This window comes from Pseudidiomarina homiensis (genome assembly GCF_003987225.1).
Lineage (GTDB): Bacteria > Pseudomonadota > Gammaproteobacteria > Enterobacterales > Alteromonadaceae > Pseudidiomarina > Pseudidiomarina homiensis.
The window spans coordinates 53,318-67,437 of record NZ_PIPX01000001.1; the positions used below are offsets into that span (position 1 = coordinate 53,318).

The window sequence follows — 14,120 nt, forward strand, 5'->3', positions numbered from 1 at the left end:
TCAGATGACCGTTGCTAAACTTTTTCGGTATTTTACATACACATTTGAATGAATACTAGCATACTCCGATTGCCAGCGGGATTCATGTGTTGAGTTGCAACAACTTAGGTCTAAATGTAACCAATTATGAGATTGTAGTGTGGTTAATTTAGTAAAAACTAATAGACGTTAGAAAGAGAGAAAAGGTTTACAGTGCAAAAATTTAATCATGAAGATTATCAAATTATTGAAAAAACCACTGTTCGTGAGGGCTTTTTAAGCCTTTATAAGTATCGCTTAAAACACCGTTTGTTTGCCGGTGGCTGGTCGCCGGAGTTTGAGCGTGAGGTGATGGAGCGAGGGCATGCGGTGATGGTGATCCCTTATGATGTAGCGCGCGACCAACTGGTGGTTTTGGAACAATTTCGCATTGGTGCGCTCCAACAACAAGACTCGCCTTGGTTGCTTGAGTTTGTCGCCGGTATGATCGACAAGCCCGAAGAAAGCGCCTTAAGTGTTGCCAAACGGGAGCTTGAAGAAGAGGCGGGGTTGCAATCCGACGACTTGCACTATGCGTTGACTTATTTATCGACCCCTGGGGGATGCACCGAGAAAATCTCGATTTACATTGCCGAGGTCGACAGTACCAAGGCCGTGGAGCATGGTGGTTTGCCAACAGAAAATGAGGACATCAAGGTACATGTACTGCCGCGCAGTGAAGTCATGAACCTGCTCGAACAAGGAAAAATTAACAACGCTGCCAGCGTGATTGGACTACAATGGTTGCAATTACATTTGGAGCAAATACGTAAGTCATGACTCGAGACGTGAAACGCCAACGCTATCAATTTGACCTGGCAGCCCTGCAACGGCTGGCGGCGGTCAACTATGCTGCGCTAACGAAACTCGTGGCGCAGCTTAAGCAGGGCCGAGAACAGCTTATAAAGGTAGGAACTCATTTACACTTTCGTGTGAAAGTGCTGCAGCGTGCGCCCTACACAACAGATATTCGGATTCAGCAGCATGCGCTGCAGAAGCGGTTACCAGGCCTCGTTGAAACGGAGCTTGAAGTGCGTTTGTACCATGATGCGCAGTTGGCAGAAGTCATGCGTAGTCAGAATGTTTCGCGCCTACAACCGAGCTATGAGCAGCCGAATCCCGCAATGCATCACAGCAACGAAAAATTTCAGGTGAACCGCTTTTTACAAGAGTGGCTTGAGCTTATCCGAAAACAAGGTCTCGCCACAGAATACTAGCTTGAGTTTCCGCTCATCCTGTAACAGTATATGAGCATCCTATAACTACAATTCTTGTCACCGAAAAGAAGAGCGCATGTCAGATTACAAAGCAGATGCGATAGAGGTCCTCAACGGACTTGAACCGGTGCGTCGCCGCCCGGGAATGTATACCGACACCACACGCCCGAACCACTTAGGCCAAGAAGTCATCGATAACAGTGTCGATGAGGCTTTAGCAGGTCACGCGCGCGAACTCATCGTCACGCTATACCCAGATCAGTCCCTTGAAGTGCAAGATGATGGGCGCGGCATGCCCGTTGACGTGCATCCTGAAGAAGGGCTGCCGGGGGTTGAGCTGATCATGACCAAACTCCATGCTGGCGGTAAGTTCTCGAATAAGAGCTACAACTTTTCTGGTGGTTTGCACGGGGTAGGTATTTCGGTCGTTAATGCGCTTTCGACCCGTGTCGATGTATTGGTGAAGCGCGACGGACAAGTCTACGAAATGGCCTTCGAAAACGGCGATAAAGTCTCAGAGTTGACGGTTACTGGAACAGTCGGTAAACGCAATACGGGGACGGTTTTACGTTTCTGGCCCGACCCGAAGTACTTTGATTCGCCGAAGTTTTCGGTACTCAAAATGACGCATTTGCTGCGGGCCAAAGCAGTGCTTTGCCCGGGGCTAAAAATCACTTTTAAGAACCTTGTCGATAATAGCGAACACACTTGGCAGTACGAGGACGGTCTTCGCGATTATCTTGTCGAAGCTGTACAAGAGTTACCGACACTGCCCGAAGAGCCTTTTATTGGCAGCTTTAGTGGCAACGAAGAGGCTGTGGATTGGGCGGTTACTTGGCTGCCGGAAGGTGGTGAAGGTGTCGCTGAAAGTTACGTTAACCTTATTCCTACGCCGCAAGGTGGGACTCACGTGAATGGTTTGCGCCAAGGCCTGCTCGAGGCCATGCGCGAATTTTGTGAGTTTCGCAATTTGTTGCCGCGTGGTGTGCGGCTAACGCCGGAAGATATTTGGGAGCGTTGCACCTATATTCTTTCGGTAAAAATGCAGGACCCTCAGTTCGCTGGGCAAACCAAAGAACGGTTGTCCTCGCGGCAATGCGCTGCTTTCGTTTCCGGGGTAGTGAAAGATGCCTTTAGCTTGTGGTTGAACGAGCACACCGAACAGGCAGAACAACTTGCTGAACTGTGTATTAATAATGCACAACGACGGATGCGTGCAAGTAAGAAGGTAGTGCGCAAGAAAGTGACCCAAGGGCCACCGTTGCCGGGTAAGCTCACTGACTGTGCGACCCAAGACCCAGCGCGCGGTGAATTGTTTTTGGTCGAGGGTGACTCGGCAGGTGGTTCCGCCAAGCAAGCTCGCGATCGTGACTTCCAGGCGGTGATGCCGTTGCGAGGGAAGATTCTGAATACCTGGGAAGTGGAGTCTGACCAAATTCTCGGTTCACAAGAAATTCATGATATTTCCGTAGCTTTAGGGGTCGACCCTGACTCCGACGACCTTGAAAAATTACGCTACGGCAAGATTTGCATATTGGCCGATGCGGACTCCGATGGACTCCATATCGCAACGTTGCTGTGTGCTCTGTTTGTACGTCATTTCCGCGCACTTGTTGATCATGGTCATGTGTATGTGGCGATGCCACCGCTGTATCGTGTCGACGTGGGTAAGGAAGTGTTTTACGCACTCGATGAAGACGAAAAGCAGGGCATTTTAGATCGTATTGATGCCGAGAAGCGCAAAGGTAAGGTCAATGTACAACGCTTTAAGGGGCTTGGTGAAATGAATCCATTGCAATTGCGTGAAACTACGATGGATCCCAACACCCGACGTTTGGTGCAGCTGACCGTTGACGAACCTACGGCAACGGAAGAATTAATGGATATGCTGCTGGCGAAGAAACGTGCAGGCGACCGCCGTGAATGGCTCGAAAGCAAAGGCAACCTGGTCGATTTGGCTGAGCTGTAAGGAGTATAAGAAGAATGTCGATGGATACTGTTGAACAAATTCCACTACGCCGCTTTACCGAGGACGCCTACCTAAATTATTCCATGTACGTGATCATGGATCGTGCGTTGCCGCATATCGGTGATGGCCTTAAGCCGGTGCAACGGCGCATCATCTATGCGATGTCAGAGTTAGGTTTATCAGCTCTCGCGAAATATAAAAAGTCAGCCCGTACCGTGGGTGACGTGTTGGGTAAATTCCATCCGCACGGCGATAGTGCTTGTTATGAAGCCATGGTACTGATGGCGCAGCCGTTTTCGTATCGCTACCCATTGGTTGATGGCCAAGGGAACTGGGGCTCTCAAGATGATCCCAAATCCTTTGCGGCAATGCGTTATACCGAAGCGAAACTCTCGCGTTTTAGCGAGTTGCTACTAAGCGAGCTTGGGCAGGGGACCGTGGACTGGGTGCCAAATTTTGATGGCACAATGAAAGAGCCGCGCATGTTGCCGGCGCGTTTACCGCATATTTTGCTCAATGGGGTAACGGGCATTGCGGTTGGTATGGCGACCGACATTCCTCCGCACAACGCACGAGAAGTGGCCCATGCTTGTGCATTGTTGCTGGAAAAGCCAAGCGCAGATTTAGCAGAAGTCATGGAGCACTTACGAGGTCCTGACTACCCAACAGATGCTGAAATTATCACCCCGCAAGATGAAATTGTGAAGCTCTACGAGAGCGGCCGCGGCAGTATTCGTATGCGTGCTAAGTATCACTTAGAAGATGGCGAAGTCGTTGTTTATGCTCTCCCACATCAAGCTTCGGGCGCTAAAGTCTTAGAGCAAATCGCCGGACAAATGCAGGCGAAAAAGCTTCCTATGGTGGCAGATTTGCGCGATGAGTCTGACCATGAAAACCCAACGCGTTTAGTGATTGTGCCGCGCTCAAACCGGGTAGATGTGGAGCAAATGATGCAGCATTTGTTTGCCACCACTGACTTAGAAAAACAGTACCGCGTAAACCTGAATATGCTGGGGCTTGATGGACGACCACAGGTAAAACCGATACTAACGGTACTTAAAGAGTGGTTAACCTTCCGCCAAACCACTGTTACTCGTCGGCTGCAGCATCGCTTAGATAAAGTTTTGGCGCGTTTACATATCTTGGAAGGCCTATTGATAGCGTATCTTAATATCGACGAAGTGATCGCTATTATTCGCTATGAAGATGAGCCCAAAGCTGAATTAATGAAACGCTTTTCGCTGACGGAAACGCAAGCTGAAGCTATTTTGGAGTTGAAATTACGCCATTTGGCCAAGCTTGAAGAAATGAAGCTGAAAGGCGAGCAAGATGAGTTGGAAAAAGAACGCGAACAGCTTGAGTTGTTACTTAGCTCCGATCGCCGTTTGAAGACGCTTATTCGCAAAGAAATCCTTGCGGATGCAGAGAAATATGGTGACGACCGCCGTTCACCTTTGGTTGAGCGTGAAGAGGCTAAGGCTTTAAGTGAACGCGACTTAACGCCTGCCGAGGCGGTCACTGTGGTACTGTCCAAAAAAGGTTGGGTACGTGCTGCGAAAGGTCATGATATCGACGGTTCGAGTTTGGCCTATAAATCTGGCGATAGCTACCTTTCAAGTGCGCAGGGCAAGAGCAACCAACAGGTTGTGTTCCTCGATAGTTCAGGGCGTAGCTTTGCCTGTGAGGCACACCTATTACCTTCCGCACGGACCCAAGGCGAGCCACTGACCGGCCGCTTTAGCATGGTTGCTGGTGAAACCGTTGAACAAGTGATGATGGCGAAAGATGATCAGCGTTACTTGCTGGCTTCTGATGCTGGCTACGGTTTTGTCTGTCAGTTTAGCGATTTAGTGAGCCGCAATAAGAATGGTAAAGCGATTTTGAATTTACCTACGGGCGCGAAAATCCTGCCGCCCCAACGCGTGAATAATCGCGATGACGACTTGTTGGTGGTGGTGTCAAATGAAGGGCGCATGCTGATCTTCCCTGTCGCCGATTTACCTGAACTAGCGAAAGGTAAGGGCAATAAGATGATTAGCATTCCGGCGTTGCGTGCGCAATCGCGTGAAGAATATGTGGTCGCGACATCGGTGGTACCGAATGATGCTGCGATTACCTTGCTCGCCGGTAAGCGCAAGCTGACACTTAAGCCCGCTGATTTAGAGCATTATCGTGGTGAACGTGGCCGTCGTGGCAACAAATTACCACGAGGCTTGCAACGGGTTGACGCAATCGATGTCGAGAGCCAAGACTGATCGGACGTATTTTGCTGCGGAAACAGGTATACTAGCGCGCAGTAAAATACGAGGAGATGGCATGCTCGCAGTAGTACGATTGATTTTATTGGGCTGTTTTGTCGTGATTTGTGGTGTTTTAGGCTTGTTATTTTGCCTAGTGCGCCCGTTTCACCCTAACAATACGCCAATTTTTGCCCATTGGTATGGGCGTATGCATAAGTTGCTTGGTGTGGAATTAGAGATTCGTGTACCTGAGGGCCTCTATGATGGTGGTCCTTATGTCTATATCGCTAATCATCAAAATACCTATGACATTTTCACCCTTAGCCGAGCAATGCCTCCACGTACGGTAAGTATCGGTAAGAAAAGCTTAAAGTGGATCCCGTTCTTTGGTCAGTTGTATTGGCTTTCGGGAAACATTCTCATTGATCGCAAAAATAGTGGACGTGCCCGCGGTACGATTGAACAAGCTGCAGAAGCGATCAAGGAACGAAAGATTTCGGTGTTGTTGTTCCCAGAGGGAACGCGCAGCTACGGACGTGGCTTATTACCTTTTAAGACTGGAGCCTTTCGTACAGCGGTGCAAGCACAAGCGGACGTGGTACCTATTTGTGTGTCTAACTTGCACGGTCGCATTAAACTTAATCGCTGGAACAATGGCAAGCTGATTATCGAAATGTTGCCACCGATTCAAACGAGTGAATTCGGGGCAGATTCGGTACGCGCTTTGAGTGCTCATTGTCACCAATTGATGCAAAACAAAATCAGCGAACTCGATCATGAGTTGGCGACCACTTCGCCTAAAGGAGCGTCTAGCCATGGCAAATGACATACAAGCATTACTCGCACAGAGTGACGAGACCGTCGCGGCGTTGCTTGAAGATGGTGCTCAGCGCGAAGACCTCTTCACGATTGAGCATCATTTGGTTGGTACCGACTTCACCAAACTCGAAAAAGCCGCCGTTGAACTGGTAAAAGTTGGCTATCACGTTGATGATGCTGATGAATTTGAGCTCGATGATGGCAGTCGTTTGTTTGCTTTTGCAGCGGTCTGTGAGGTAAAACTAGACAATGAAGTTTTACGCCAGCAAATCCAAGAAGTAGCCAAAATAGCAGATCTTGCCGGCGTCGATTACGATGGCTGGGGCACGTTTTTTGGTGATGCCGACGAAGAAGAATAACGCGTTCATCAAGCCCCCTTATTAAAACCAAAACAGGGGGCGCTCATGCTCGCAGATCTAGGGCTCATTGCTGGACTCGCTTTACTTATTTTACTGGCGCTGCGCGGCGTCAATATCCTACTCGCCGTACTCCTCTCTATTTTAGTGATTGGCTTGAGCAATAACATTGCGCTCGCTGATGTCTTTCTTAAACATTTTCCATTCGGTGCCTCTGGGGCCTTTAGTTTCGCTGGCAATTTTTTATTGCTCTTTTTATGTGGTGGTTTGTTTGGTCGCATTATGGCGGCCAGCCATGCCGCACAGGGTGTTGCTATGGGGATAACCGCGCGGCTAGGGCAGCAACGCGCGTTATGGATTGCTATGTTGGTTTGTGCGGTGCTCACCTACGGCGGTGTTATTGTCTTTGTGGTGATGTTTACCATGTATCCGATTGGCGTGAGTCTTATGCGGAGTGCGAATATTCCGCGACGCCTTTATGCTGCGGCAATCGCGTTAGGCGCAGGAACCTTTACCATGACCGCTTTACCCGGTACGCCATCGATTCATAATGTGATTGCGGCGCGAGGCTTGGGGACCGATCTTTTTGCTGGCGGTTGGTATGGACTGTTAGCCGGATTCATAATGGCCGGTATCGGGATGTGGTACCTGCAGTGGCAATGGCGACGTGCGTTAGCTCAAGGTGAGCACTATGTCGCCAATGACAAAGATCAACAAATGGCAGCCCTGGCTCCTGCACAAGATGCCGAATTGCCAGGGTTAGTACGCTCGCTATTGCCGATCCTGATGGTGCTTATCACTATTCTCGTCCCACGACTACTGGCGATGGCCGGTGTGAGCGCAGATTGGCTGACTTTTGCTAATAGCCAACCGGTGCTATGGGCGAGTTTCGCCTTAATTTTGGGGAGCTTACTTTGCTTTGTACTGTTTGCGCCTGTACGGCAACAATTTGTCGCAGCTGCTGGGCGTGGAGTGGACGATGCCATGCTCCCCCTCATCAATACTGCCGCTGTGATTGGGTTTGGCGGGGTGGTCATTCAAACTGAAGGTTTTCATGCCTTTGCCCAATGGTTACTCGGCCTTGATATGCCTGCTTTATTGTCTGTTTTCGTCTCGGCGAACTTGATTTCGGGCGTTACCGCATCAGCATCCGGAGGATTGCAGATCTTTATGTCGAGTTTGGCACCCGCCTATTTAGACGCTGGGGTTAGTGCTGAAGTTTTACATCGTATTGCGAACCTAGCCGCAGGTGGCTTGGACTCGTTACCGCATTCAGGGGCGGTCATTGCCTTGTTTACGCTGATGGGATTAAGCCATAAAGAGGCTTACAAGGATATATTTGTGGTGACTGTGGCAATCCCAATGTTGGCTGCCTTGGTGGCGGTAGTAACAGCACTACTTTTCGCTTAGCAAAAAGTAGTGCTGTGGTCTCTCAATAGCTTACAGAGCGGCGATTTTCGTACGCTGCTGTTGTAACTGTTGCAAGGTTTCTTCAGCGTCAGCAAGCTTCTCGCGTTCTTTTGCAATGACTTCGGCTGGCGCTTTACTAACAAAGTTTTCGTTGCCGAGCTTACGGGCAAACATGGCAACTTCTTTCTCTGCTTTTTCGATGGCTTTATCAAGGCGCGCAAGTTCTGCCGCAGTATCGATAAGTCCCGCCATAGGAATATGCACTTCCATGCGGCCGACTAAGGCAGTCGCACTTGCTGGTGCTTCCTCGCTGGACGCTAAAAAGTCGATAGATTCGAGCTTCGCCAATGCTGCCAAGAAACTTTGGTTTTCCTGTAGGCGTTGCTGAGCTTTATCATCGGCGTTGGCAATCAAAATTGGCAACGGCTTATTCGGCGAAAGATTCATTTCGCCACGAATGTTGCGCACGGCAACAATCACTTGCTTAAGCCATTCCATGTCATCACGCGCGGTGGCAAAGCGTTCTTGCTGCGCTTGCGGGTAGGCTTGCAACATAATCGTCTCGCCCTGCACGCCAGCCAATGGCGCAACACGCTGCCAAATTTCTTCGGTAATAAATGGCAGCAATGGGTGCAACAAGCGCAGCAGTTGTTCAAGCACGGTTACCAACGTATGGCGAGTGCCGCGTAGCTGAGCTTCGCTGCCGTTGAACAGAATCGGCTTGGTTAGCTCAAGATACCAGTCACAGAATTGGTTCCAGGTGAACTCATAAGCAATCGCTGCTGCTTGGTCAAAACGGTAGTTATCTAACGCATGACGGAATTGTTTTACCGTGTCATTAAAGCACTCAACAATCCACTGATCGGCTAACGACAGTTGTAGCTCACCGCCGTTAACGCCACAGTCATGCTCTTCAGTGTTCATCAACACATAGCGACTGGCATTCCAAAGTTTATTACAGAAATTGCGGTAGCCTTCGAGGCGTTTCATGTCCCAGTTGATATCACGACCAGTCGAAGCAAGTGCAGCTAGAGTAAAGCGCAGTGCGTCGGTACCGTGGGCAGTGATCCCCTCAGGGAACTGCTTTTCGGTGCGTTTCTTGATTTTCGCTTCAAGCTGCGGCTGCATCATGTTGGCAGTGCGTTTCTGGACCAAGGTTTCCAGATCGATGCCATCAATCATGTCGAGCGGGTCGAGTACGTTACCTTTCGACTTCGACATTTTCTGACCTTCTTCGTCACGAATCAAACCGGTCACATAAACGGTCTTAAACGGAACTTGAGGCTTGCCGTTTTCGTCTTTCAAGAAGTGCATGGTCATCATGATCATACGTGCGACCCAGAAGAAAATAATATCGAAGCCCGTCACCAACACGTCGGTCGGGTGGAAGGTCTTCAAATCATCTGTGTTTTCTGGCCAACCTAAAGTCGAGAAGGTCCATAGTGCTGATGAGAACCAGGTATCAAGTACGTCGTCGTCTTGTTGCAATACGACATCGTCGGCTAGGTTGTTGTCACGACGCACTTCGGCTTCGTCACGCCCCACGTAGACGTTACCGTCGTTGTCGTACCATGCCGGAATACGGTGGCCCCACCACAACTGGCGTGAAATACACCAATCTTGAATGTCACGCATCCACGCGAAGTACATGTTTTCATACTGCTTCGGCACGAATTCGATTTCACCGTCTTCCACGGCCTTGGTCGCGACTTCAGCCAGCGGTGCGACGCGCACGTACCATTGGTCGGTCAAGTGCGGTTCAATCGGCACGCCACCGCGATCACCGTAGGGAACTTTGTTGGTGTGTTTTTCGACTTTGTCGAGTAAACCTAACGCCTCAAAGTCAGCTACGACCTGTTTGCGAGCTTCGAAGCGCTCAAGGCCGCGATAGGCTTCTGGCAGCATGCCATCAAAGTCACCGATGTTATCAATGGCTTCACCCGTTGCAGTATACAAACCGGCGCGCTCACGCACGTTAGCGTGGTCATCAAGTACGGCAATCATTGCCATTTGATTACGTTTACCAATGTCGTAATCGTTGAAGTCATGCGCCGGGGTGATTTTGACACAGCCGGTACCAAATTCTTGGTCGACGTAGCTGTCGGCAATAATTGGAATGCGGCGGTTTACGAGTGGCAGTTCAATACATTTACCGACCAATGCTTGGTAGCGTTCATCATCAGGGTGTACCGCGACACAAACGTCTCCGAGCATGGTCTCCGGGCGCGTGGTTGCAACTACCAAGTAGTCTTTGCCGTCAGCAGTTTGAGCACCGTCAGCCAACGGATAACGCAAGTGCCAGATGTGGCCTTGCTGCTCTTTGTTCTCAACTTCGAGGTCTGAGATCGCAGTCTGTAGTTTCGGATCCCAATTAACGAGACGCTTACCGCGGTAAATCAGGTTTTCTTTGTGTAGACGCACAAACACTTCTTTGACGGCGTTGGATAAGCCTTCGTCCATGGTGAAGCGCTCACGGTCCCAATCGACGGAGTCGCCGAGACGGCGCATTTGTTGGGTGATGGTACCGCCGGAATGTGCTTTCCAGTCCCAAATCTTCTCAATGAACTTGTCACGACCTAATTCCGTGCGGGTTTGCCCTTGAGCAGCGAGTTGGCGCTCAACCACCATTTGCGTGGCAATACCGGCATGGTCCGAGCCCACTTGCCATAGCGCATTGTAGCCATCCATGCGCTTGTAACGGGTCAGGGTATCCATGATGGTGTGCTGAAAAGCATGCCCCATGTGTAGACTACCCGTGACATTAGGTGGCGGAATCATAATGCAGTAGCTGCTGCCTTGGCCGGAGGGTTTGAAATAACCTGCCTGCTCCCATTTTTGGTAGAGCGCTTGCTCGATAGCATTGGGCGAATACGTTTTATCCATGCGAAACCTTCACGACTTTAATTTGCTGTAATTTGAGTTAACTCAGTAGCGTTAACGGTACTGAGTTGCACCCCTTGTTGGCGATACCATTTGAAACGCTCGCGCGCAGCTTGGCGTGCCTCGGGGTTGCTAGGAACTTGATCAAGCACCAGTTGGGCACCGGCGAATTGCGGAGCAGTTGGCATAAAGTTTATCACCACTTTGCACCGCCGCGGACCAACGGGTGCTTCAGGCCAGCAGATTTCAACCGGAGCGCCTTGGCTCGGCCCTTCGCCCACCAGATTATGTGGGACAAAGGCATCTGCAGGCTGCTGCCAGAGCGCTTCATCCAGCGCTTCGGCATGTTTTTGGTCACGGCACCAAACGCGCACGCTGCCAAGTTCCCGCCAACGTTCGGCAACCACTTGGCAGAACAGCGAAAGCTGTTGTGCATCGTCGAGTCCATCGAGGACGTAAAATATCCCGTGCACCATATTAATCGTGCTGTCCGTGGTCAGCGCGGTTCAATAAGAACTGCGTCAGCATAGGGACAGGACGACCGGTAGCGCCTTTTTTCGCACCACTGCGCCATGCAGTGCCGGCAATGTCCAAGTGCGCCCAGTGGTACTTCTTGGTAAATCGCGACAAGAAGCAGGCTGCGGTAATCGTTCCTGCGTCACGACCACCGAGATTTTGCATATCGGCAAAGGGGCTGTCGAGGGCTTCTTGGTACTCATCCCATAAGGGTAAGCGCCAAGCACGATCACCGCTTTGTTCTGAGGCATTGAGCAGTTCATGCGCCAGCGGGTTATGTGTACTCATGAGACCACTTGCGTGGTGACCAAGGGCGACAATACAAGCACCGGTGAGCGTCGCTACATCGACAACGGCCTCCGGCGCAAAACGCTCAATGTAGGTGAGCGTGTCACATAGGACTAAGCGCCCCTCTGCGTCGGTGTTGAGAACTTCCACAGTTTGACCACTCATGGTGGTGAGCACGTCGCCAGGGCGATAAGCCTTACCGTCAGGCATATTTTCGCAACCGGCAATCGCACCGATCACATTAATGGGCAGCTGCAATTCAGCCAAGGCTTGCATGGCGCCAAGTACAGAAGCGGCGCCTCCCATGTCATATTTCATTTCGTCCATGTTGGCCGCTGGTTTAATCGAGATACCACCGGCGTCAAAGGTCAAACCTTTACCAACTAGCACGATAGGTGGCGTGTCGGCATCCGCACCTTGATAATGGATCAGCGATAATACCGACTCGTGTTCAGAGCCACGGCCGACGGCAAGATAAGCATTCATACCGAGCTCAGCCATTTGCTTCTCATCAACGGCGGTAAAGGTCACATTCTCGTAGTTGTCGGCTAACGCTTGGGACTGCTCGGCTAAATAGCGTGGCGTGCAAATGTTCGGCGGCATGTTGGCAACATCGCGACAAATATTCACGCCTTTACTGATGGCTAGACCGTGTTGGATCGCTCGTTCGCCAATTGGCAACTCGCGGCGGGTTGGCACATTAAAAACCAGCTTGCGTAGCGGCCGACGTGGCTCTTCTTTACGGGTTTTCAATTGGTTAAAGGTATATAAACCCGCTTGCGCAGCTTCGACGGCTTGGCGTACCTTCCAATACGTATCGCGGCCTTTAACGTGCAGTTCACTTAAGAAGCAAACTGCTTCCATTGAACCGGTTTCGTTCAAAGTGTGGATGGTTTTTTCGATAATTTGTTTATACTGACGTTCATCAAGTTCACGTTCTTTACCGCAACCGACTAAGAGTACGCGTTCACTGAGAATGTTTGGCACATGATGCAGTAACAACATTTGCCCAGCTTTACCTTCAAGGTCACCACGGCGGAGTAAGCCGCTGAGGTAACCATCACTGACTTGGTCAAGCTGTTCGGCAACGCCTGACAGGCGGCGTGGTTCAAACACGCCCACGACAATGCAGGCGGAACGTTGTTTTTCTGGACTGCCACTTTTAACGCTAAACTCCATAATGACTCCCGTTTTCGGCGGTTGACAGGGTAGGGCTGCCGTAGAATAATTCTTGTCAAAATGACAAGTTTACTGAAAAATTGCGTTTTTTCCAGCAAAAAGCAACGTTAAGAGTGGTCACTAGTGCGTATATTCCGCTATTTAATGCGAGAAACCTTCAAATCTCAAATCGCCGTTTTAGCGGTGTTGATGACCATTTTTGTCAGCCAAAAATTCGTTCGCGTGCTGGCAGACGCCTCTGCGGGCGAAATCCCTGGCGATTTAGTGATTAAGTTACTCGGATTAAACCTACCTGCGCTTGCTGCATTAATCCTTCCCTTAAGCTTGTTCCTCGGCATCTTGTTGGCCCATGGTCGCATCTATGCCGACAACGAGATGACCGTGTTGCATGCCTGCGGGGTGAGTGAGTGGTATGTGACGCGGGTTACCTTGGTACTGGCGACCATTTTAGCAATTGTAACCGCGACATTAACTCTGTGGCTGGTGCCTTGGTCATTGGAGCAAGAGCGCCAAGTTGAAGAGCGGGCGCGGAGTGACACTGGTTTGTCGGTGATCATGCCTGGGCGCTTCCAGCAAGCGAGTAACCAGAAAGCGGTTATTTTCGTAAAAGGTTTAACCGAGTCTGGCGATCTCGATGAAGTCTTCGTGGCTCAATCACTGCGCGATGAAAACGAGCGCATCATTGGCGGTAGTGTCGTCATGGCCGATACCGGTACTGTTATCGCTAACGATAGCGGTTCACAGCAGTTGGTGCTGAATGACGGTACGCGCTATGCGCGCAATACCGGTGAAGGCGACTATCAAGTTATGGAATTTGCGAGTTACCAATTGCAGATTAAGGAACAAGAGGCGACCGAATACAGTCGTAAGCTGGAAGCTTATGGCACCACAGAGTTATGGGCGGAAGACCATCCAGAGGCCGCTGCAGAATGGCAGTGGCGCGTCGCAATTCCGTTGGCAATGCCGTTACTAACATTGATTGCGGTGCCGCTAAGTCGGGTTAATCCGCGTCAAGGAAAATTCGCACGAATGGCGCCTGCACTGTTGATTTACCTTGGTTATTTTCTCTTGCTTATGGCGGCGCGGTCAGCGGTGGCTGATGGAGTGATCCCGGCTCCCATTGGGTTGTGGTGGATTCATGTGCTCCTGCTGCTGTTTGGCATTATTTTGGTCGGCAAAGGTCGTCCGTTCGGGTTGCGTGTGTTAGCGCAATTGCGGAGGTCGTAGC

General features: G+C 50.5%; 11 protein-coding genes. 8 read left to right on the top strand and 3 right to left on the bottom strand.

Annotation, left to right across the window (positions count from 1 at the left end; translation table 11 throughout):
• Window positions 1-192: 192 nt before the first annotated feature.
• From CWI70_RS00235 to CWI70_RS00265, 7 genes are all read left to right on the top strand, one after another.
• Window positions 193-798, top strand: coding sequence for an NUDIX domain-containing protein (locus tag CWI70_RS00235; protein WP_126769503.1), 606 nt, complete (start codon window positions 193-195; stop codon window positions 796-798).
• The gene (locus tag CWI70_RS00240; protein WP_126769505.1) at window positions 795-1,235 is read left to right on the top strand and encodes a DUF1249 domain-containing protein; all 441 of its coding nucleotides are present in this window, start codon (window positions 795-797) and stop codon (window positions 1,233-1,235) included. Before CWI70_RS00235 ends, CWI70_RS00240 begins: the two co-directional genes overlap by 4 nt.
• 76 nt (window positions 1,236-1,311) lie before the next feature.
• Window positions 1,312-3,204, top strand: a complete 1,893-nt coding sequence (gene parE / locus CWI70_RS00245) for a DNA topoisomerase IV subunit B (RefSeq protein ID WP_126769507.1) — start codon at window positions 1,312-1,314, stop codon at window positions 3,202-3,204.
• Window positions 3,205-3,218: 14 nt separating this feature from the next.
• A complete protein-coding gene (gene parC / locus CWI70_RS00250) occupies window positions 3,219-5,459 on the top strand; it encodes a DNA topoisomerase IV subunit A (RefSeq protein ID WP_126769509.1) in 2,241 nt (746 codons plus the stop codon).
• A gap of 61 nt (window positions 5,460-5,520) precedes the next feature.
• A complete protein-coding gene (locus tag CWI70_RS00255; protein ID WP_126769511.1) occupies window positions 5,521-6,270 on the top strand; it encodes a 1-acylglycerol-3-phosphate O-acyltransferase in 750 nt (249 codons plus the stop codon).
• The gene (gene rraB / locus CWI70_RS00260) at window positions 6,260-6,622 is read left to right on the top strand and encodes a ribonuclease E inhibitor RraB (RefSeq protein ID WP_126769513.1); all 363 of its coding nucleotides are present in this window, start codon (window positions 6,260-6,262) and stop codon (window positions 6,620-6,622) included. Before CWI70_RS00255 ends, rraB begins: the two co-directional genes overlap by 11 nt.
• Window positions 6,623-6,667: 45 nt before the next feature.
• A complete protein-coding gene (locus CWI70_RS00265; protein WP_126769515.1) occupies window positions 6,668-8,029 on the top strand; it encodes a GntP family permease in 1,362 nt (453 codons plus the stop codon).
• A gap of 30 nt (window positions 8,030-8,059) precedes the next feature.
• Here the strand turns inward: CWI70_RS00265 and CWI70_RS00270 are convergent, their stop codons facing one another.
• Genes CWI70_RS00270 through pepA form a run of 3 tightly spaced genes read right to left on the bottom strand, consistent with a single transcriptional unit; the run spans window position 8,060 to window position 12,892 of the window.
• Window positions 8,060-10,912, bottom strand: a complete 2,853-nt coding sequence (locus tag CWI70_RS00270; protein ID WP_126769516.1) for a valine--tRNA ligase — start codon at window positions 10,910-10,912, stop codon at window positions 8,060-8,062.
• Between the two features lie 17 nt (window positions 10,913-10,929).
• The gene (locus CWI70_RS00275) at window positions 10,930-11,385 is read right to left on the bottom strand and encodes a DNA polymerase III subunit chi (protein WP_126769517.1); all 456 of its coding nucleotides are present in this window, start codon (window positions 11,383-11,385) and stop codon (window positions 10,930-10,932) included.
• A gap of 1 nt (window position 11,386) precedes the next feature.
• Window positions 11,387-12,892 (bottom strand): leucyl aminopeptidase, encoded by a 1,506-nt coding sequence (gene pepA / locus CWI70_RS00280; protein ID WP_126769518.1) that lies wholly within the window; start codon window positions 12,890-12,892, stop codon window positions 11,387-11,389.
• Window positions 12,893-13,015: 123 nt separating this feature from the next.
• On the opposite strand from pepA, the gene lptF reads away from it, so the two are divergent.
• Window positions 13,016-14,119, top strand: a complete 1,104-nt coding sequence (lptF, locus tag CWI70_RS00285; RefSeq protein ID WP_198677624.1) for an LPS export ABC transporter permease LptF — start codon at window positions 13,016-13,018, stop codon at window positions 14,117-14,119.
• The last annotated feature ends 1 nt before the right edge of the window (window position 14,120 follow it).

Coding starts and splice junctions, on each gene's coding strand:
- CWI70_RS00270 (WP_126769516.1), bottom strand. CDS start 10,912: ATGGATAAAACGTATTCGCCCAATGCTATCGAGCAAGCGCTCTACCAA.
- pepA (WP_126769518.1), bottom strand. CDS start 12,892: ATGGAGTTTAGCGTTAAAAGTGGCAGTCCAGAAAAACAACGTTCCGCC.
- parE (WP_126769507.1), top strand. CDS start 1,312: ATGTCAGATTACAAAGCAGATGCGATAGAGGTCCTCAACGGACTTGAA.
- CWI70_RS00265 (WP_126769515.1), top strand. CDS start 6,668: ATGCTCGCAGATCTAGGGCTCATTGCTGGACTCGCTTTACTTATTTTA.
- CWI70_RS00275 (WP_126769517.1), bottom strand. CDS start 11,385: ATGGTGCACGGGATATTTTACGTCCTCGATGGACTCGACGATGCACAA.
- CWI70_RS00240 (WP_126769505.1), top strand. CDS start 795: ATGACTCGAGACGTGAAACGCCAACGCTATCAATTTGACCTGGCAGCC.
- CWI70_RS00255 (WP_126769511.1), top strand. CDS start 5,521: ATGCTCGCAGTAGTACGATTGATTTTATTGGGCTGTTTTGTCGTGATT.
- rraB (WP_126769513.1), top strand. CDS start 6,260: ATGGCAAATGACATACAAGCATTACTCGCACAGAGTGACGAGACCGTC.
- parC (WP_126769509.1), top strand. CDS start 3,219: ATGTCGATGGATACTGTTGAACAAATTCCACTACGCCGCTTTACCGAG.